This window comes from Mesorhizobium tianshanense (assembly GCF_007830515.1).
Taxonomy (GTDB): domain Bacteria; phylum Pseudomonadota; class Alphaproteobacteria; order Rhizobiales; family Rhizobiaceae; genus Mesorhizobium; species Mesorhizobium tianshanense.
In genome coordinates this window covers 1-19,459 of sequence record NZ_VLKT01000088.1, presented here as the reverse complement: position 1 = coordinate 19,459, position 19,459 = coordinate 1, and the positions used below count along the sequence as shown (strand labels likewise).

Genomic DNA, 19,459 nt, shown 5'->3' with positions numbered 1-19,459 from the left:
CGCGAGCCCGTCCTTCCAGCAGGAAGAAGACATCGCGACCAGTGTCGCCGTGGGAAATGATTAGCTCGTTGTGTCGATAGCTGCGCTCGTGCCACCGTTTGGTCAGCGCGGCGAGGTCGGCATCGCAAAGTCTTGAGATGAAGGCCAGAGAGCCTGTCACAACGGTCTCTTGTTCAATCAAGTGTGCTTCACCTTACTCCCTATCCAAGGAAATTTGATGGCCGCAGGCCCCGCTTTCCGGGATGCAAACTGGGAGCGGATTTCGCCAATGTTTTCCCCGGTGTGGGAATTCCCACAGCCGAGCCTGGTTCGACTGTCATATCCTTGTTGCAACGTCAGGCCCGCCGGCTCGTGTGCAAGCCGGCGAAAGGAAAGGGAACAGTCATGAAATTCTTGGCTCCCGTCACAAAACTTGCTGCAGGGTTTCGCAAATTCGTCGCGCCGCGCTACCGCCCGGAGCTTTATTACATGCGTGGCCCGGGGCCAGCCACCGCCCGTCGTATGGGCACGCCGCGGCAAAACCAATCCATCGACCACTACGCCTAACTTGCCTCGCGGACGGCTGACGCTCTCGCCCGGAGTGCCGTTCGCGCCGTTCCGTACCGGTCAATTCAGATCAATGAAGGGACGATCTGATCATGGTTATTATTCATGCTGCCGCCATTGGTCCATTTCGCAGGTGGTTACGCCTCCGCGCCGAGCGAAAAGCTCTCTTGTCGGCAACGGACCAGTTGAGCAGTTTACCCGATGACGTTCTTGGCGACATCGGCATCTCACGTGACGAAATCATGTGCGCTTTGCGAAGCCGCGCCATCCGTCATGCGGAGGCAGGTGCGGCCGGCACGACGATCGAGCGCACCAGGATCGCTTCGGCCCCGATCCCGAAACGGTTGGCCGCCGGCAGTGGCTACGCCTCGGCCGAGATCCCCTTTGGCTGGTCCACGAGCGCGCGATCGAGCCTTACATCGCGGCTTCGACAAGCAGCGGCGCGCGGACGGGACCTTCGAACGGCACTACACCTGCGACCCCAAGGACTGAATGTTGACCGACGGGAGCTGGGGAGGATCTCAAAATGATCATGTCAGTTGTTAAGTCCCTCGCGCCTGTGACGCTCGGCACCGTGCTGATCGCAATCAGTCCGGCTTCATTGTCGGCTTCTGACGCTCAGGACCTCGCGTTCGCTCACGCTGACATGCCAATCAAACAGCTGAAAGACGTCTATTTGGATTGCGAACGGGGAGGCCGCCGGTGCGCTGGGGACGGAAGACGTGATGTACTGTTCGATGCGCGAGTTCCGACTAGGCGCGCGATAGCAGTTTGCGCATAATCAACGATGCATGGCCTTCTGCACCGTGCGACGCGGCCCTGCGATCGACCACTTCGAACCATGTTTGCGGTAAAAGGCCATCGCCCGGTCGCTTCCCTCGAGCACTTCGAGTGCGATGCTCGGGATGCCGGAATGGGCGGCAAAGACAGCGTGCAATATATTAGCGGCTAGCCCGGTGCCGTACTCGCTTTGATCGATGTGGAGCCGGTCAAGCATGACGTCGCCGGCTTCATTCATCTTAGCCATCGCGTAGCCGGCAATCGAGCCGTCTGGCCGTTCTGCCACGAACGACATTTTGTTGGTGTCTGTCAGTTCCGCCGCAATCCGCTGCAGCATGTGATCTTCATCCGAATCCGGGCCGCGGTCTCGGCACCCATGATTGGCGAGTACGTCCTGCGCCAAGACTCTCCAATGAGCAGCGATACCGACGGCACGTCCTGCTCAGTCATGGCTCTGATTTGCGTCATCGATAACCTCCCCTGCCGGTCAATTATAGCGTTGCCGGACGGGCCGCTCAAATTCGGAGCGGCGGCCTACCGCCGCTTCATCGCATGGGGGTCACGCCGTTCCCTTACACCTACCATCAGGCATGGTCCGCAGGTCGACTCCTACCGATGAGCTAACGTCCGCTCTGGAGAAGCACCGCGAATGTCTGAACATGGCGCAAAGCGGTCCTAGATCTCGGCACCTATCAAGAAATCTTAGACACGCCCAAGACCAAATCTATCCCTCTTGCCATTCCCGCATCCTTCCCTTAATCTCCTTTGAGAAAACCTTTTCCCAAATCGCCTCCGCTCCGCTGACCTCACCAATCAGCGCCTCGCAGGCCAACAAGAGAAAACCTTTTCCCAACTAAGGAATCTTTCGCTCACCATGTCCTCCGACGCCTCGCCAGCGCCAGCCCCAGTCACCCTCCGCGAGGTGGCCGCCTCTGCCGGCGTCAGCGTGGCCACGGCCTCCAAGGCACTGAACGGGCAGGGGCGGATGACGGCCGAGACGCGCGAGCGTATTCGCGAGACGGCGCGGCGGCTGGGCTTTCGCCCGAACAGCTTGGCGCAGAGCCTTTTGCGCCGGCGCTCCTTCACCGTCGGGCTGCTCACCAACGATACCTATGGCCGCTTCTCGCTGCCGCTGATGTCCGGCGTTTCCGATGCGCTGGTCGATGCCGGCGTCTCGGTGTTCCTGTGCAATGTCGAGGACGACACGCGGCTCGCCCAGCTGCATGTCGAGGCCATGCTCGACAAGCGCGTCGACGGCATCATCGCCACCGGCAAGCGCATCGATCGCCATCTGCCGGTCGATCTCGCCAATCTGCGCATTCCCGTGATCTATGCCTTCACCCAGCCCGATCCCGGCGCCATCGCGTTCGTGTCCGATGATTCAGGCGGCGCGCGCCTGGCGGTCGAGCATTTCTGCCGGCTGGGCAGGAAGCGCATCGCCCATGTCACCGGGCCGGCGAGCTTTGCCGTGGTGCACGAGCGGGCACAGGCCTATCGTGACGTGCTGACCGAGAAAGGCTTGCCGGTCATGGAACCATTGCTCGGATCGTGGTCGGAAGCGTGGGGTCACGAGGCGGTGAAGAAGCTCTTCGACGGCCAGGGCAAGCTGTCGAAGACTGGGAGCGAAAAACCCGACGCCGTGTTCTGCGGCAACGACCAGATCGCACGCGGCGTCATCGACGCGCTGCGCGAGCGCGGGCTCGGCGTGCCTGACGATGTCGGCGTCATCGGCTTCGACAATTGGCAGATCGTGGCCGAGGCGACCCGCCCGCCGCTGACCTCCGTCGATATGAACCTGGCCGCGCTCGGGCGCGAGGCCGGGCTTACGCTGCTTTCGCTCGTCGGCGGCCAACCGGCCGCGCCGGGCATAAGAAAACTGCCGTGCCGGCTGGTGGTGCGTCAGTCATGCGGCCGTCCGCCGGACGGCTGAGACAGGCCGCGCGCGCCTGCAGGGCGGCGCGGCCGAACAGGGAGGAGAACCATGAGGAGGAAAACCATGAAGACCATGATTGCCGGGCTCGCCTTTGCCGCGAGCATTATCGGCTCGTTAGCAATAGTTGGGCCCGCCGCAGCCGCCGAGACCGCCAACATCTGGGTTCGTGCCGACGGCTCGAACTTCATGCCGCGCATCGTCGACGCCTTCAACAAGGGCCATGAGAACCAGATCAAGCTGGACATCATCCCCAATGCCGAGATCATCCCGAAATACGGCGCCGCCGCCGCCGGCGGCACCGCACCCGACGCGCTCTCGCTAGACCTGATCTACACGCCGTCCTTCGCCGCCGCCGGCCAGCTGGAAGACATCACCGACTGGGCGAAATCGCTGCCTTATTTCGCCAGCCTGTCGCCGGCGCACGTCAAGACCGGCACCTACAAGGACCGTATCTACGGGCTGCCGTTCTCCGCCGACAGCTCGGTGCTGATCTGGAACAAGAAGCTGTTCAAGCAGGCCGGCCTCGACCCCGAAAAAGGCCCGACCAACTGGGCCGAGATCGAGGCCGCCGCCGAAAAGGTCAACGCGCTCGGCGGCGACATTAAGGGGTTCTACTTCTCCGGCAATTGCGGCGGCTGCAACATCTTCACCTTCACGCCGCTGATCTGGGCGTCGGGCGGCGACATCCTCACCGAGGACGGCTCGAAGGCGACGCTCGACAGCCCGCAGCTGCGCGGCGCCATCGACCTCTACCGCTCGATGGTCAAGAAGGATCTGGTGCCGGCAGGCGCGCAGACCGACACCGGCTCCAACTTCTTTGCCGCGTTTGCTGCCGGCAACATCGGCATCTCGCCGTCCGGCGCCTTCGCCATCGGCGCGCTGAACACGCAATATCCCGATATCGACTACGGCGTCACCTTCCTGCCGGGCAAGGATGGCGGCTGGTCGTCCTTTGCCGGCGGCGACAATTTCGTCGTCACCAAGGGCACCACCAAGGTCGCGGTGGTGAAGGAGTTCCTCGATTTCGCCTATTCGCTCGAAGGCCAGACCATCCTGGCGAAATATGGCAGCCTTCCGGTGCGCGGCGACATCGCCAACGAGGCGCTGAAGGACCTCGACCCACGCTACAAGGTCGCCGCGGAGGCCATGGCCAAGGGCCGCACGCCCTATTCGGTGGTGTTCAACGACCTGATCAACTCGGCCAACGGTCCGTGGAACCAGATGGTCAACGAGGTCTTCTTCGGCGAAGACGTCGACGGCGCCATATCAAACGCGCAGGAGACCATGCAGTCGATCATCGATTCGGCGCCGCAGCAGTAGCGCCGACTCTACCTCCCCCTCGAGGGGAGGTCGGACCGCAGGTCCGGGTGGGGTCGTTGCGGCAGTGCTCGACGTTCTCTCGGTGTCGGCGCGCGTCGCGGAGGACCCCACCCCCGGCCTTCGGCCGGACCCTCCCCTCGAGGGGGAGGGGGACGCAGCGCTAATGGAAGAACGGCCATGACCTCCATCGCTACAATCACCACCCCGGCGCGCCCCAGAAAGCTGGTCGGCGCCGGCCGCCGGCAGTGGATCGGCCTGCTCTATGTCGCGCCGGCCGTAGCGCTCGTCGTCGTCTTCTTCATCATCCCGCTTTGCATGACGGCGTGGATGTCGCTGCACAACTGGCCGCTGATGGGCGTGCACCGCTTCATTGGCCTCGACAATTACTGGGCGATCCTGCGCGACACCAGGTTCTGGAACGCGCTGCGTTTCACCGGCTACTACACGGTGATCGTCACCATCGCGATCTTCGCCGTCGCCTTTCCGCTGGCGCTGTTCATCGAAAGGCCGCGGCCGCTGACCGGCTTCTACCGGACGTCCTTCTTCATGCCGGCCGTCATCGGCTTCGCCTCGGCCAGCCTGCTCTGGTCGTGGCTGCTCAACGTCGATGCCGGCCTGTTCAGCCCGGCCGCCTTCGAACTCGGCCTGACCGAAAAGAAGGTCAATCTGCTGGCGACCTTCCAGCCGGCCTTCTGGTCGATCATCGCCATGGTCGTCTGGAAGGTGGCGGGCTTCACCATGATCATCCTGATGACCGGCCTGCAATCCATCCCGCCAGACCTGCAGGAAGCGGCGATGATCGACGGGGCAGGGCCGTTCGCGCGGTTTCGCGCCATCACTCTGCCGCTGATGCGCCGCACGCTGGCGCTGGCGCTGATCCTGTCGGTTGCCGGCTCGGTGCTCGCCTTCGACCAGTTCTACATCATCCTGCGCGGCGGTCCGCGCAACCAGACGCTGACCGCCGTCTACTGGATTTTCAACCAGTCGTTCGTGTCGTTCAAGCTCGGCTATGGCGCCGCCCTGTCGATGGTCCTGCTGGTCATCCTGGTCGCGCTCAGCCTCATCCAGCTGCGGCTGCTGCGCCAACCGGAGGGGGTCGACTGATGGCGCAGGCGATGAGCCGCAAAAGCCGCATCGGCACCCAGATCGCCGAGCACGCGACGGGCATCGTCGCCTCGCTGCTGTTCCTGGCGCCGATCGTCTGGACCGTGCTTTCGGCCTTCAAGCCGGCGCAGGAGGCGCGCAAGCCGCCGCTGCCGCCCTGGCCGACGACGGGCTTCTCGGTCGAGAACTATGCCACGCTCAACACTTTTGGCGACGGGCTGTGGCTGCCGATGCAAAACAGCATCTACGTCTCTGTCATGACGGTGGTGCTGTCGGTGATCGTCGGCGTGCTGGCCGGCTACGGTTTCTCGCGCTTCCGCTTTCCGCTGAAGAACCTGCTCTTCGTCGTCATCCTGTCGACGATCATGATCCCGTTCCAGTCGATCCTGACGCCGATCTTCCTGGTGCTCACCAAGATCGGCCTGCACAACACGCTGACCGGGCTGGTTTGCGTCTACGTCACGCTGCAGCTGCCGTTCTCGATCTTCATGATGCGCAACGCCTTCGACGCGGTTCCGCGCGAGATCGAGGAGGCCGCCCGCATGGACGGCGCCAACAATGTCACCATGCTGCTCAGGGTGATGCTGCCGCTGGTCTGGCCGGGCATCGTCACCATCGCGCTGTTCGCGTTCCTCGGCGCCTGGAACGAATTCCTGGCGGCGCTGGTGCTGATGACCGACCAGTCCAAATTCACGCTGCCGATCATGATGACGGCGCTGCAGTCCGGCCGCTTCGGCGCCATCGACTGGGGCGCGGTGCAGGCCGGCGTGACCGTGATGATGGTGCCGTGCCTTGTGCTCTTCCTGTTGCTGCAGCGCTTCTACATCCGCGGCCTCATGGCAGGGGCCGTGAAGTGACCACATTCGACGAACGGAGCAAGTTCATGACCGCATCGCAATCCGCCAGACAAGCCGCCACATCGGGCAAGCCGAAGCTCGCCTTTCGTCCGTTGCCCGTGCCGCAGGTCGATGTGCGCGGCTTCTGGGGCGACCGCGTCGACGCCGTCGCCACCAGGACCGCCGGCATCCTGTATGACCGTTGCGTCGAGGCGCGCATGCTGGAGCAGATCGACCCGGATCGGCCGTCGCCGGGCGTCGTCATTCCGTTCCACTCGCCATCGCCCGACGAGGCAGCCAGCCCCGGTGCCGAGTTCACCGGCTCGACGGTGACGACCCAGATGTTCTGGGACTCGGATTGGGGCAAGACGATCGAGACCGCGGCCTACTCGCTCTACCGCCGCCGCAATGACGATCTGGAGAAGAAGATCGATGCCGTCATCGACATCTACGGCAAGCTGCAGCAGCCCGACGGCTATCTGTCGAGCTGGTACCAGCGCATCCAGCCCGGCCTGCGCTGGACCAATCTTCGCGATTGCCACGAGCTCTATTGCGCCGGCCACCTGATCGAAGGCGCGGTCGCCTACTACCAGGCCACCGGAAAACGCAAGCTGCTCGACATCATGTGCCGCTATGCCGACCATATCGCGCAGACGTTCGGTCCCGAGCCCGGCAAGAGGAAGGGCTATTGCGGCCATGAGGAGATCGAGCTGGCGCTGGTCAAGCTGGCGCGGGTCACGGGCGAGAAAAAGTACATGGACCTCGCCAAATACTTCATCGACCAGCGCGGGCTTGAGCCGCATTATTTCGACGAGGAGGCGCGTGCTCGCGGCGCCGACCCGAAGGCCTATCATTTCAAGACCTACGAATACAGCCAGTCGCACAGACCGGTGCGCGAGCAGGACAAGGTCGTCGGCCACGCGGTCAGGGCGATGTATCTCTATTCCGGCATGGCCGACATCGCCACCGAATATGGCGACGACACGCTGCGGGTGGCGCTCGACCGGCTGTGGGACGATCTCACGACCAAGAACCTCTACATTACCGGCGGGATAGGGCCGTCGTCGCACAATGAGGGTTTTACAGCCGACTACGACCTGCCCAATGAAACCGCCTACGCCGAGACCTGCGCGTCGGTCGGCCTGGTGTTCTGGGCAAGCCGCATGCTCGGCATGGGGCCTAATGCGCGCTACGCCGACATGATGGAGCGGGCGCTCTACAACGGCTCGATCTCGGGCCTGTCGCTCGACGGCTCGCTGTTCTTCTACGAAAATCCGCTGGAAAGCCGCGGCAAGCACAACCGCTGGAAATGGCATCGCTGCCCATGCTGCCCACCCAATATCGGGCGCATGGTCGCCTCGATCGGCAGCTATTTCTACGGCCTCTCGGACGACGCGCTGGCGGTCCATCTCTATGGAAACGGAACGGCTCGTTTCGATATCGCCGGCCGGCAAATAGAGCTGACCCAGGCCAGCAACTATCCTTGGGACGGCGCGGTCTCGATGACCGTCGAACCCGAGGCGCCGACCGAGTTCACCTTGCACCTGCGCCTGCCGGCCTGGTGCCGCAAGGCGGCGCTCAAGGTGAACGGGGAGGCGGTCGATCTGGATGCCGTCACCAGCGACGGCTATGCCGCGATCCGCCGCGAATGGCGCAAGGGCGACCGGGTGGAACTCGATCTCGAAATGGCGGTCGACCGCCTCTACGCCAACCCGCAGGTGCGGCAGGACATCGGCCGCGTCGCGCTTGCGCGCGGTCCGCTGATCTATTGCGTCGAGGAGACCGACAATGCCGGCCAGCTGCACCGCATCGCCCTGCCGCGGACGGCACAGATCGAGGCGCATGAGCAGCCGAACCTTCTGGGTGGGGTCGTCACGCTTTCAGCCGTCGCCAAAAAAGAGGCGTTTGAAAACTGGGAGGACGGGCTTTATCGCCCCGAACCGCCGGCGGTGGAGGAGACGAAAGTCACGGCCGTTCCGTACTTTGCCTGGGACAACCGCGATCCCGGCGAGATGCTCGTCTGGCTGAGGGACTTGTGATCCGGGACGGAGATGATGCCGCCGACGAAAGGCATGTCTTGAATTTGCCCCGACGGCGCTAATTTAGAGGGGAGGGTGGCGCCAGCCACTCGAATGGGTGGAGGCAGAGTTGGCGCTCGAAGATGTCGTGCGTCCGAACGCTGGTGGTCGCTCTATTGCGGTAGCCGTCGCGGCGGTGCCGCTCCTGTTCGTCGTCAGCGGGTTGGCCATTCGCTATGCGGCATTTGCTTCAGTATCGGAGGAGCCAGGTTTCGCGGCCTATGCCCGTGCGCTCTGCCGGTGGGATTGCGCCTGGTATATTGGCATCAGCGAACAGGGTTACGAGCGCTTTCCCATTCCAAACCACAGCAATGTCGGTCGCTGGGGCTTCTTCCCACTCTATCCGATGCTGGTGGCGGCAATCCGGATTGTTTTCCCTTTCCAGACGATACTGGTCGCGACAATCACGTCCATCATTTGCAGCTACGCCGCCTGTCTGGTGGCATGGCCGCTGCTCGAGAAGAACATGCGGGCCTACGTGCTGTATTGCGCGTTTCTGCTCAGCGGCCCGTTCTCGTTCCACTTCACGACGTTCCTGACCGAACCTCTTTTCGTGCTCCTGACCTCGTGCGTCTTTCTGGCGCTCAAACGCTCCAGCTATCTCGCCGCGGGTATCTCATCCGCCCTCCTGTCGGCAACGAGGCTCGTCGGGGTCCTTGTTGTGTTTGCGACCGTCATTCAGATGTTCAGGGAACACCGCCAGCAGGGCGGATCGACGTTGTCCTTCCCGCGCTGGGTGCTTGGCCGACCGGATCTGCTGGTCGCTATTCTCATCTCGCCCGCTGGCTTGTTCGCCTACATCCTGTTCCTTTATCTCACGGTCGGGGACGGCTTTGCGTTCCTGCACGTCCAGCGCGCGTTCGGACGGGTGGCCGGCAACCCGCTCGTCTTTCTGTGCGACGGGCTCTCGGCTGTTCCGACCACCGGATGGCTGCCCACGGCGCCGCAATGGAGCGCGTTGGCCGCGGTCACCGGACTGGCGCTGTCGGCGGTGCTGGTGGTCCGCAGGCAATATGGCGCCGCGCTGTTCTGCGCGCTCTGCATCATCCTGCCGCTGATCACCAACCTGGCCTCGATGGTCAGATACGTCGTTGGCCTTGCGCCTCTGACAATGTTGCTGGCCGCCCTGCTGTCGGCATCGAGGCTGACGTACCTGGCGGCTTTGGCTCTCTTCCTGGGCGCCTGCTATTTCCTGACCGTGGCGTGGACCGGAGGCTACCTTGCCCTGGTCTGACATTCCGGCCCCGTATCGGCGCGCAGCCTGGCTTGGCGGCTACGCGCTTGCGGCAATTCTGGCCGGGTCGGAGATCGTCATCCTTGCGCTTGCTCTCAACCCGAACGTCAACGCCGACTATCGCGCCTATTACATCGACCGGACGACGACCTGCCTCAACCGCGATGCCACCGGCAGCTACACACTTGGCCAGACGGTATCCTTCCGCAGCGACGGCGCCAAACAGGCAGCCAGCATAAAGGTCTGCGGCTGGTCGGGGTCGGCAGGCGACGGCACCCATTCCCTGGGCGAGACCTCGCGGCTTCGCCTGGAGATACCGCCACTCGGGCACGGCTTGGCAGCCACGCTGCAAATGGCCGCCGTCATTCGTCCACCACAGATTACGCAGAGGGTGGTGATCTCGGTGAACGGCGTTCGGGCGCATGCGGTGACGCTGTCGGGCAAGGAACCGCGAACGATCTCGTTCGTCATTCCGCCGGCGGCGCTCGGCAAGGCCGATACGCTCGAAATTGCCTTCGACTATCTCGACGGCATTCCGCCAACTCCGGCGGCCAGCAACATCTACAAGCGCTCCATCAAGCTGGTGTCCTTCCGGCTGGATGCCGTTGAAGCGGATTAGGTGGAGCGATCGCCTTGCGGGCCGGGTCTTCGCTGCGCAAAAACCCAGCGGTCGAGCATGAGAAGATTGATCGCCGGAATGAGCGAGCATGTAACCAGAACGGCAATGATGGGCGGCAGGCCGAGTTTCGCCGTCAGAAGCGCCGGCGCCGCGTAAGCCACGGCGAAACCTGTCGCCGTCAGCAGGAGAAAACGCGGAGCTTCCGATCGATGCGATCCGCTCGACAGGAAGGTTACCGATTTGTGGGCGAGATAAGAAAACACGGCGGCCGCGGTGTAAGCCGCAAGCGACGCCTGGACGGGTGTGAAGCCGATCGATCTGCCCAAAGCGACAGCCAGGACAGCATATAGGATCGTCGCGGCGATGCCGACCAACCCGAAGCGCGCCAGCAGCCTCAGTCCGGCGCCGGCGGTCGAACGGGCCTCAGACCTGCGCACTGCACGCATACTGGGCTCCAAACGGCAGAGGAGCGAGCAGGCGCTCGACTTTTTTGGCGAAAGGCCGGGCCGACGGCAGCAGCAGGAAGTGCTCGGATCGGATATCGCTGAAGCCCGCCTCCCGGAAGAGGGACGCTGCCTTGGCGGCGTCGAGCAGGACGGCGTCCCGGTCGAACGGACAACGGAACACGGCAAGACGCGTCAGCGGATTATAGGGATTGTGCTCGATGATGCAGGCGACGCCGCCCGGACGCACGACGCGCCGCATTTCGCGGAAGAAATCGAGCCAGGAGACGGGCGGAACGTGATGAACGACGCAACTGGCGAAAGCCAGATCGAACGCGCCGTCCTCATAGGGCAGGCTCGGCGTGGTGCAGGCCCTGTAGCTCACACCAGGATTGTCCTGGCCGGCGCGCAGGATCGAGTCCGCCGAGACGTCGCAGCCATCCAGGCTCTCGAACGCGCCTTCGAGATAAGGGTGGAGCGACCCGACGCCGCAGCCGACATCCAGCGCCCGCACATTGGCACCGCCCTGCCGAAGCCCTCGCTCGACGACGAGACGCCGCAGCAGGTCGGCCTTGGCGATCAGGAAGAAGTCGTGCTTGAGTCCGGAAAACCGGATGGATCCCGCGACCGCCTCGCCGTAATTCGATTTATAGCTGTCGAAGAGTTCGGCCATCAGCCGAGGCTCCGTTCCTGGGTTTTCGAAACGATCGACGGCTGCCGTCAGGGGCGGCGGTGGCGCGTATGGCCTTGTCGAAACCGGCGACCCGATCGATCACGTAGAGCGGACGGCGCTTCACCTCCGCGTGGATGCCGCCGACATACAGCCCGACCACGCCGGTCATGAAAAGATTGATGCCGCAAAGGAGCGACACGATCACCACGGTGGATGTCCAGCCGGCAATGATGCCGGTTTCAAAAACCCAGGCGAAGATGGCGTAGGCACCGAACACCACCGCAAGCGCGGAGATCGCCAATCCGCCCCACAGTGCCATGCGCAGCGGCTTTTCGGAGAAGCTGACGATGCCGTGAACGGCCAGGTTCATCATCTTCCAGAACGGATATTTGGTCTGGCCAAGGGTCCGCGCCGGGCGTTCGAAAGGCACCGCCGTCTGCTTGAATCCCATCCAGGCGAACATGCCCCGGACAAAGCGGTCGTGTTCGGGCATGTGCTTGAAGGTTTCCAGCGCCTTGCGCCCGACCAGGCGAAAGTCCCCGACGTCGCGCGGGATGTCGACCGACGTCATTTTCTCCAGCAGACGGTAGAAGAGACTCGCCGTCACGCGCTTGAACCAGGATTCGCCCTCGCGCTTGACGCGGCGCGCATAGACGATCTCGAAACCTTCCTTCCACTTCGCCACCAGATCGAGAACCACCTCCGGCGGATCTTGCAGGTCGGCATCCATGACGATGACGGCATCACCCACAGCGGCGTCCATGCCGGCGGTGATCGCGATCTGATGCCCGAAATTGCGGGAAAGCTCGATCAGCCGGAAGCGCGGCTCGGCAGCGACGACCTTCCGAAGGTACTCGACGCTTCCATCGACGCTTCCGTCATCGACGAAGATCGCCTCAGCCTCTCCGTCCAGCCGGTCGATCAGGGAGCTGATCCGCTCGATCAGTCGAGGCAGCACTTCTTCTTCGTTGTATATTGGAAGGACAAGCGAGTAGCGCGGCGGCGAAACGTTCACCGCAGTCCTGATGCTTTGGATCACAGAGTCTCGCATGCGATTGAAAATGGAACGCAAGCAACAAAGTTCCCGGACTTACACAAGAAATTGCTAATTTAGTTATTCCGGACAGATGCCGACCATGAGTGAGAAAGGACACAGGCGGCGCTACCGCAATCGAACGTCCGCACAATCGAACGCCCGCATGCGATCGAGACACGGCCTCAACGGGCTGTCGGCCAGTCCGAACCTGGCGCGAAGCAGCCTTTGAGGAACCGCGTCCATCATGCCGCCTGAAGCCGATGTCCGATGGCTGATCCATCCCGCTTGCCACTTCTGCCATTGCACAAGCCACATCGGAACAATAGATGGTGCTGAGTGGCCGCCCTTATAGCCGGCGGAAAAACGGGATCATGTGCATGACGGACAAGCTCGACGCAGCGAAATTGACCGACCGCGTCGCGGCCCTGGTCGAGGCCGCCAAGCGCGCCGGCGCCGACGCCGCCGACGCGGTTGCGGTGCGCGGCCGCTCGGCCGGCGTGTCGGTGCGGCTCGGCAAGGTCGAGGGTACCGAGGCGTCCGAGAGCGAGGATGTCTCGCTGCGCGTCTTCGTCGGCAAGCGCGTGGCGAGCGTCTCGGCAACCGCCGCCTCCGATCCGAAAGCGCTCGCCGAGCGCGCAGTTGCCATGGCCAAAGTGTCCCCTGAGGATCCCTATCAGGGCCTCGCCGATCCGGCCTTGCTCGTCGATAAGCCGCGCGACCTCGATCTGTTCGATGCGACGGAAGTCTCCGCCGACCAGTTGAAGGAAGCGGCCCTCGCCGCGGAAGCGGCGGCCCTTGCCGTCAAGGGCGTCACCAATTCGGCCGGCAGCGGCGCCAGCGCCGGGCTTGGCGGGCTGGTGCTCGCCACCTCGCACGGCTTCGTCGGCCACTATGTCGCGTCGCGCTTTTCGCGTTCGACCAGCGTCATTGCCGGCGAGGGCACCGGCATGGAGCGCGATTATGAATATTCCTCGCGCCAGCATTTTTCCGATCTCGACGCGCCGGAGGATATCGGCCGCAAGGCCGGCGAACGCGCCGCGCGGCGCATCGGCGCGCGCAAGGCGGCGACCGGTCCGGTCGACGTGGTGTTCGACCCGCGCGTCGCCCGCGGCATCGCCGGCCATCTCGGCGCCGCCATCAACGGCGCGTCCGTCGCGCGCAAGACCAGCTTCCTGCGCGACATGATGGGCAAGCAGGTGGCGGCGGCCGCGATCACCGTCACCGACGAGCCGCTCCGGCGCCGCGGCCAGGCCTCGCGCCCGTTCGACGGCGAAGGCATCGAGGGCGAAAAGCTGCTCATGGTCGAGAAGGGCGTGCTCAACCATTGGTTCCTGTCGACCTCGGCCGCGCGGGAATTGGGGCTGACCACCAACGGGCGCGGCTCGCGCAACGGCTCCTCCGTCTCGCCGTCATCGACCAATCTCGCCATCGAGCCGGGCGAGCGGACGCCCGAAGACCTCATCAAGTCGCTCAAATCGGGCTTTTACGTCACCGAAGTGTTTGGCCAGGGCGTCGACATGGTCACCGGCGAGTACAGCCGCGGCGCTTCCGGCTTCTGGATCGAGAATGGCGAGCTTGCCTATCCGGTTGCCGAGGTGACCATCGCCTCGAACCTGAAGACCATGTTCCTCAGCATGGTCCCGGCGAGCGATCTCGATCGCAATTTCGGCACCGCGGCGCCAACGCTGCTGATCGAAGGCATGACCCTTGCCGGAGCTTGACCAGGTCATATCCGCCGGGGTTCGCGAGGACCTGGCCGTCCTGCGCGACGCTGCCCGCGAGGCGGGTGCCATCGCCATGCGCTATTTCGGCAACAACCCGCAAGTCTGGATGAAGGGCGGCACCTCGCCGGTCAGCGAGGCTGACCACGCCGCCGACGCCTATCTGCGCCAGACCTTGCTTGCGGCACGGCCGGGCTATGGCTGGCTCTCGGAGGAGACGGCCGACAATCCGGCAAGGCTTGCCGCCCGCCGCACCTTCGTCGTCGATCCGATCGACGGCACGCGCGGCTTCCTCGAAGGCCTTCGCTCCTGGTGCGTCAGTGTCGCGGTGGTCGAGGACGGCCGCACGCTTGCCGGCGTGCTCGAATGTCCGGCCACGCAGGAGACCTATTGGGCGCTGCCCGGCGAGGGCGCGTTCCTGAACGGCCGTCGCATTGCCGCGCGCCGCCCAGCAGCGACGGTCGACATCGGCGGGCCGAAGCCACTGATCGGCCTGATGCCGGCGGAATGGCGGGGCCGGCTGAACCGCGTGCCCCATATTCCCTCGCTCGCCTACCGGCTGGCGATGGTCGCCAATGGCGCGCTCGACGCGACCTTCGTCAAACCCAACGCACATGACTGGGACATCGCCGCGGCGGACCTCATCCTATGCGAGGCCGGCGGCGCGCTGCTGGACCAGAACGGCCGCGCGCCGCGCTATGCCGGCGAAGTGATCCGCCACGGCGCGCTGGTTGCCGGCAGCGGTGAACTCCTCGCCGTCCTCTCCGGCGTCATCGCCGGGCTGGACAGTTAAGCATTTTCAATGGTTCCAAAGTCGCCGGCTTTGGTCTAGACCTGTCACAAACTCACGATATGTGAAGGATCGACATGGCCGCGGAAGACGGAAAGAAGCAACTTCTGCACCTGGTGTTCGGCGGCGAACTCAAGAATCTGAGCGGGACCGAATTCCGCGACCTCGACGCGCTCGACATCGTCGGTATCTATCCCGATTATCAGTCCGCGAAAGCGGCATGGAAGGCCAAGGCCCAAGCCAGCGTGGACAATGCCCATATGCGTTATTTCGTCGTTCACCTGCACCGGTTGCTCGACCCCGACAACAAGGCTGCCAGTTAACATCGATGGACCATGAAGCAGTGAAAGGGCTGGCCACGAGGTCCGCGGGCAGAAGGCGCCGTGGCGGCACCTCGAAGACATTCTGGCGCAGAATACGCGAACCGCTGGCGCAGTCGCGATTCGTCAAGAACGCCATCGCCAGCCTGTTCGCGCAGTTCGTTCGCCTCATCCGCCTGACCAACCGTGTGGTCGACGGATCGACGCAGATATCGGGCGGCCCCTACCGGCAGTTCGAGCCGGGCATCATTGCCCTGTGGCACGGTCAGCATCTTCTGACCCCGGCCTACTATCCCAAGGGGCGGCAGCTGGTCGCCATGGTGTCGCGCAGCGCCGACGCCGAGCTCAATGCGCTGATGCTCCAGAGGTTCGGCATCGAGGCGGTGCGCGGCTCGGGCGGGCGCGAAAACTCGAAGCATCTCGACAAGGGCGGCGCCAAAGCGCTGCTTGCCCTGAAAAAGTCGCTCGCTGCCGGCAAGAACGTCGCCATGATCGCTGACATCCCGCATGGCACGCCGCGCGACGCCGGGCTTGGCATTGTTCTTCTGGCGCGGCTTTCGGGCCGGCCGATCCTGCCCGCCGCCATCACCACCAGCCGCCGCAAGGTGCTGGAGCGCAGCTGGGACAAGACCACGATCAATCTGCCGTTCGGCCGCTCCTCGATCGTCGTGGGAGCGCCAGTGTTCGTTCCGGCCGACGCGGATGAGGCCGAAATGGAACGCAAGCGCCAGGAGGTCACGGCCGCGCTCAACGCCGCGACCGTCGAGGCCTACCGCCTCGTGGATGGCTCGAAATGAGCGAGCGCTGGGCGCGCACCTTCCTGACGGCGTATCGTTTCGCAGGCGCAGCCGCCTATCCGCTGATCGGGCCTTATGTCGCCTGGCGCACCTCCAGGGGCAAGGAAGACCGAATTCGCCGCCGCGAACGCTATGGCATCGCCGGGCGCGAGCGCCCCGAGGGGCCGCTGATCTGGATCCATGCGGCAAGCGTCGGCGAGACCATCGCGGTTGTGCCGCTGGTCAAGAGCATCCTCGACTATGGTGTCAACATCGTGCTGACGACGGGGACCGTCACCTCCGCGCAGGTTGCCGAAGAACGGCTCGGCGACCGCATCATCCACCAGTATGTGCCGCTCGACCTCAAGCCGGCGGTCAGCCGTTTCCTCGACCATTGGCGGCCGGACCTGGCAATCATCGCCGAATCGGAGATCTGGCCGATGACCATCCTGGAGCTCGGCGCGCGCCGTGTGCCGCAGGTGCTGGTCAATGGCAGGCTGTCGGACCGTTCGTTCAAATCGTGGAAGAAGCGCGCCAACATCGCCGAGGCGCTGTTCGAGAATCTCGCCCATGTCGTCGCCCAGTCGGAAATCGACGGCGAGCGCTTCCTTTCGCTCGGCGCCCGGCCGGTCACCGTGTCCGGCAATCTCAAGGTCGACACCACGCCGCCGCCGGCCGATGAAAGGGCGCTGTCCGCGCTGAAGCGCCAGATCGGTACCCGCCCGACCTGGGCGGCGATCTCGACCCATGACGGCGAGGAGGTGGTGGCCGCCGAAGTTCACGCTACACTGCACAGGCGTCACCACGGTCTTTTGACGATAGTCGTGCCGCGCCATCCCGATCGTGCCGAAGCGCTTGCCGCGCAGATTTCCGGCATGGGCCTGAAAGTGGTACGGCGCAGCAAGGGCGACAGGATCACCGCCGACACGGACATTCTGCTCGGCGACACGATCGGCGAGATGGGGCTTTATCTCAGGCTGACGGAAATCGCCTTCGTTGGCCGTTCGCTCACCTCCGAGGGCGGCCAGAACCCGCTGGAACCAGCCATGCTCGACACGGCGGTGCTGGCCGGCCGTAATGTTCAGAATTTTCGCGAGGCCTATCAGCGGCTGCTCGACAGCGGCGGCGCCAAGCTGGTGCGCGACCGCGATATGCTGGCCGGCGCCGTCAATTTCCTTTTGACCAACGAGGTGGCGCGCCACGAGATGATGGCCGCTGGTGCGGCGACCGTCGACGAGATGCGCGGCGCCTTGGCCTGCACGCTGAAGTCACTCGAACCCTACATCCAGCCATTGGTCGTCAAGTCGCGCCTGCAGGGCGCCAACGGCCGCTAAAGTGGCCAGCGAAGCACCACCCTTCTGGTGGGAGGAGCCGGACTGGCGGGCGCTGGCGCTGGCGCCGCTGTCCGCGATCTATGCGCTCGTGGCCGGCCGCCGCATGCGCTCGGCCGCGCGCGAAAAGATCGGCGCGCCGGTGCTGTGCGTCGGCAATTTCACCGTCGGCGGCACCGGCAAAACGCCGGTGGCGATCGCGCTGGCCGGACAGGCCAGGCGCATGCGGCTCAATCCCGGTTTCCTGTCGCGCGGCCATGGCGGCTCGTTCGCGCAGCCGCATGTCGTCGATCCGCATCACGACGCCGCCAGGCATGTCGGCGACGAGCCGCTGCTTCTGGCCGAACACGCGCCGGTCGCGGTGACGCCGAACCGGGCCGCTGGTGCGCGTCTTCTGCTGGAAAAACACGGCTGTGATTTCCTGATCATGGATGACGGATTCCAGAGCGCGCGCATCCATATCGACTACGCGCTGGTCGTCGTCGACGCGCGCTACGGCGTCGGTAATGGCCGCGTCATCCCTGGCGGTCCGCTCAGGGCTGACATCGTCGACCAACTGGTTTTCACCAGCGCGCTGCTGAAGATGGGCGAGGGCATTGCGGCCGATGCGGTTGTCCGCCAGGCGGCGCGTGCCGGCCGGCCGATCTTCGAGGCGCATACACGGCCAAGCAGCAAGGCGGGATTGGCCGGCAAGCGGTTTCTGGCCTTTGCCGGCATCGGTCATCCCGACAAATTCTTCGACACGGTCCGTGAGGCCGGCGGCGAAGTCGCGCTGACCCGGTCGTTTCCTGATCATCATTTCTATGGCGAGGACGAGCTTGCCGAACTGGCAATGACGGCGCGCCGTGCCGGGCTTGGCCTCATCACCACCGCCAAGGACGCCGCCCGGCTGCGCCACGATGCCGCGCCCGCCGATTTCCTCGGACAGCTCGACGTGCTGGAGATCGACACCGTGTTCGACCCCGACCATGTGCCCGAACGCATCATCGACGAGACCCTGGATGCCTGGCGGCAGCGCAAGCTGCAAGGCTGACTTTCCCGCATTGCGACGGTGCAGGACTTGTCGATCTTGGGGGCGCGAAGGATCGCTGCCGAATGGTTTTGATTCCGTACCTGCCGGAACGGTCTTCGTTCCGCCTTAGCGCCGGCTGCGCAGTTCCGGATGTGCTTCGATCTCGCGGCGCAGCGAGGCGGCGGCACTCACATAGGGTTCTTGCCTGGCGACGCTCCAGTATTTGAGCTCGTCGAGCGGGATGCTTTCGCCGGTTACCGCGCAGCGCACGAAGGCGCCAGGGCTGGTCACCTGAAAGTCGCCGTCGAGGTAACGGATACGGGCTTCCTTGCCGCCGGGGCCTTCGAAACGGTTCATCATGACATGGCGCCAAGGTTCATGACGATGTCATCGCCACAAATTGCGGGCAAGGTCAAGCTTGGAGCGAGATGAAGAGGGCAGCGGGTGCGGGAAACGCGAGCTCAGCGCAAAGCTGATTGGCCCGAGGCAAAGCATATTTGTTCTTGCTTTGTGCCGGCAGTTATGCTAGTGATTTCGATACAGTGCTGATTTGCACCTGCGACCCGCCACCGAGGCGGGTTTTTTGTGTGTGCCGAGCATGATCGACAGCTTGGAGGTGTAAGTCCTCTACCCAGCCTGATGGCGGCGAAGGGTTAGCGAAGCGCAAGGGCGTCGTCGCAAGGCGGGGTCTGAAGGAAGCGTGGAGCAAACCCGCGACCCGATGGACAAGAACCGGATACGAGGCCTACCCGGCCGGACGAGCGGGCACATGACCGCGAAGTCCATGGTCATCAAGGACCGGGGTGGTAAATCCGGCGGGTGTGCGGGGAAGGCGGTCGATCTTACCTCGGGAGATCTGTGCCGTGTCCGGAATTCCGGACTGAGCCCGCCGTGAGGCGCGCTGATC

General features: G+C 64.1%; 19 protein-coding genes and 1 pseudogene. 14 read left to right on the top strand and 6 right to left on the bottom strand.

Annotation, left to right across the window (positions count from 1 at the left end):
- Positions 1–181 (bottom strand): annotated as a pseudogene (locus tag IQ26_RS40140) (hypothetical protein); the annotation flags it as partial.
- A gap of 203 nt (positions 182–384) precedes the next feature.
- Between IQ26_RS40140 and IQ26_RS39880 the strand changes: the two are divergent.
- On the top strand, positions 385–546 hold the full coding sequence (locus tag IQ26_RS39880) for a hypothetical protein (RefSeq protein WP_167522729.1): 162 nt from the start codon (positions 385–387) through the stop codon (positions 544–546).
- A gap of 781 nt (positions 547–1,327) precedes the next feature.
- On the opposite strand, the gene IQ26_RS36175 is transcribed toward IQ26_RS39880, so the two are convergent.
- The gene (locus IQ26_RS36175; RefSeq protein ID WP_240547420.1) at positions 1,328–1,729 is read right to left on the bottom strand and encodes a GNAT family N-acetyltransferase; all 402 of its coding nucleotides are present in this window, start codon (positions 1,727–1,729) and stop codon (positions 1,328–1,330) included.
- 471 nt (positions 1,730–2,200) lie between these two features.
- On the opposite strand from IQ26_RS36175, the gene IQ26_RS36170 reads away from it, so the two are divergent.
- From IQ26_RS36170 to IQ26_RS36140, 7 genes are all read left to right on the top strand, one after another.
- The gene (locus tag IQ26_RS36170) at positions 2,201–3,256 is read left to right on the top strand and encodes a LacI family DNA-binding transcriptional regulator (protein ID WP_145723163.1); all 1,056 of its coding nucleotides are present in this window, start codon (positions 2,201–2,203) and stop codon (positions 3,254–3,256) included.
- A 66-nt stretch (positions 3,257–3,322) separates the two neighbouring features.
- The gene (locus tag IQ26_RS36165; protein WP_145723162.1) at positions 3,323–4,579 is read left to right on the top strand and encodes an ABC transporter substrate-binding protein; all 1,257 of its coding nucleotides are present in this window, start codon (positions 3,323–3,325) and stop codon (positions 4,577–4,579) included.
- 177 nt (positions 4,580–4,756) lie between these two features.
- Complete coding sequence (locus IQ26_RS36160; RefSeq protein WP_145723161.1) at positions 4,757–5,683, top strand: carbohydrate ABC transporter permease; 927 nt, start codon at positions 4,757–4,759, stop codon at positions 5,681–5,683.
- Positions 5,683–6,540: a carbohydrate ABC transporter permease gene (locus tag IQ26_RS36155; RefSeq protein WP_145723160.1), complete on the top strand. Its 858-nt coding sequence runs from the start codon at positions 5,683–5,685 to the stop codon at positions 6,538–6,540. Before IQ26_RS36160 ends, IQ26_RS36155 begins: the two co-directional genes overlap by 1 nt.
- A 26-nt stretch (positions 6,541–6,566) precedes the next feature.
- Positions 6,567–8,558, top strand: coding sequence for a glycoside hydrolase family 127 protein (locus IQ26_RS36150; RefSeq protein WP_145723159.1), 1,992 nt, complete (start codon positions 6,567–6,569; stop codon positions 8,556–8,558).
- 109 nt (positions 8,559–8,667) lie between these two features.
- Positions 8,668–9,831: a hypothetical protein gene (locus IQ26_RS36145; RefSeq protein WP_145723158.1), complete on the top strand. Its 1,164-nt coding sequence runs from the start codon at positions 8,668–8,670 to the stop codon at positions 9,829–9,831.
- Positions 9,818–10,450, top strand: coding sequence for a hypothetical protein (locus tag IQ26_RS36140; protein ID WP_145723157.1), 633 nt, complete (start codon positions 9,818–9,820; stop codon positions 10,448–10,450). The genes IQ26_RS36145 and IQ26_RS36140 overlap by 14 nt, the downstream gene beginning before the upstream one ends.
- Here the strand turns inward: IQ26_RS36140 and IQ26_RS36135 are convergent.
- The 3 genes from IQ26_RS36135 to IQ26_RS36125 are packed head-to-tail and all read right to left on the bottom strand — an operon-like array spanning position 10,447 to position 12,617.
- Positions 10,447–10,896, bottom strand: coding sequence for a GtrA family protein (locus IQ26_RS36135; protein WP_145723156.1), 450 nt, complete (start codon positions 10,894–10,896; stop codon positions 10,447–10,449). The genes IQ26_RS36140 and IQ26_RS36135 overlap by 4 nt on opposite strands.
- Positions 10,874–11,566, bottom strand: a complete 693-nt coding sequence (locus IQ26_RS36130; protein WP_145723155.1) for a class I SAM-dependent methyltransferase — start codon at positions 11,564–11,566, stop codon at positions 10,874–10,876. Before IQ26_RS36130 ends, IQ26_RS36135 begins: the two co-directional genes overlap by 23 nt.
- Entirely contained in the window at positions 11,541–12,617 is a 1,077-nt protein-coding gene (locus IQ26_RS36125) for a glycosyltransferase family 2 protein (RefSeq protein WP_145723164.1), read from the bottom strand. Before IQ26_RS36125 ends, IQ26_RS36130 begins: the two co-directional genes overlap by 26 nt.
- A 362-nt stretch (positions 12,618–12,979) precedes the next feature.
- On the opposite strand from IQ26_RS36125, the gene IQ26_RS36120 reads away from it, so the two are divergent.
- The 6 genes from IQ26_RS36120 to lpxK all read left to right on the top strand — a co-directional run bounded on the left by IQ26_RS36120 (position 12,980) and on the right by lpxK (position 18,573).
- Positions 12,980–14,323, top strand: a complete 1,344-nt coding sequence (locus IQ26_RS36120; RefSeq protein ID WP_145723154.1) for a TldD/PmbA family protein — start codon at positions 12,980–12,982, stop codon at positions 14,321–14,323.
- Positions 14,310–15,116: a 3'(2'),5'-bisphosphate nucleotidase CysQ gene (locus IQ26_RS36115; RefSeq protein ID WP_145723153.1), complete on the top strand. Its 807-nt coding sequence runs from the start codon at positions 14,310–14,312 to the stop codon at positions 15,114–15,116. Before IQ26_RS36120 ends, IQ26_RS36115 begins: the two co-directional genes overlap by 14 nt.
- 74 nt (positions 15,117–15,190) lie before the next feature.
- Positions 15,191–15,436: a DUF4170 domain-containing protein gene (locus IQ26_RS36110; protein WP_145723152.1), complete on the top strand. Its 246-nt coding sequence runs from the start codon at positions 15,191–15,193 to the stop codon at positions 15,434–15,436.
- A 5-nt stretch (positions 15,437–15,441) separates the two neighbouring features.
- The gene (locus tag IQ26_RS36105; RefSeq protein ID WP_145723151.1) at positions 15,442–16,230 is read left to right on the top strand and encodes a lysophospholipid acyltransferase family protein; all 789 of its coding nucleotides are present in this window, start codon (positions 15,442–15,444) and stop codon (positions 16,228–16,230) included.
- Positions 16,227–17,543 (top strand): lipid IV(A) 3-deoxy-D-manno-octulosonic acid transferase, encoded by a 1,317-nt coding sequence (waaA, locus tag IQ26_RS36100; protein WP_145723150.1) that lies wholly within the window; start codon positions 16,227–16,229, stop codon positions 17,541–17,543. The genes IQ26_RS36105 and waaA overlap by 4 nt, the downstream gene beginning before the upstream one ends.
- Before the next feature lies 1 nt (position 17,544).
- Positions 17,545–18,573: a tetraacyldisaccharide 4'-kinase gene (lpxK, locus tag IQ26_RS36095; RefSeq protein ID WP_145723149.1), complete on the top strand. Its 1,029-nt coding sequence runs from the start codon at positions 17,545–17,547 to the stop codon at positions 18,571–18,573.
- A 105-nt stretch (positions 18,574–18,678) separates the two neighbouring features.
- Here the strand turns inward: lpxK and IQ26_RS36090 are convergent, their stop codons facing one another.
- Complete coding sequence (locus tag IQ26_RS36090) at positions 18,679–18,912, bottom strand: DUF2093 domain-containing protein (RefSeq protein WP_027153867.1); 234 nt, start codon at positions 18,910–18,912, stop codon at positions 18,679–18,681.
- Positions 18,913–19,459 lie beyond the last annotated feature (547 nt).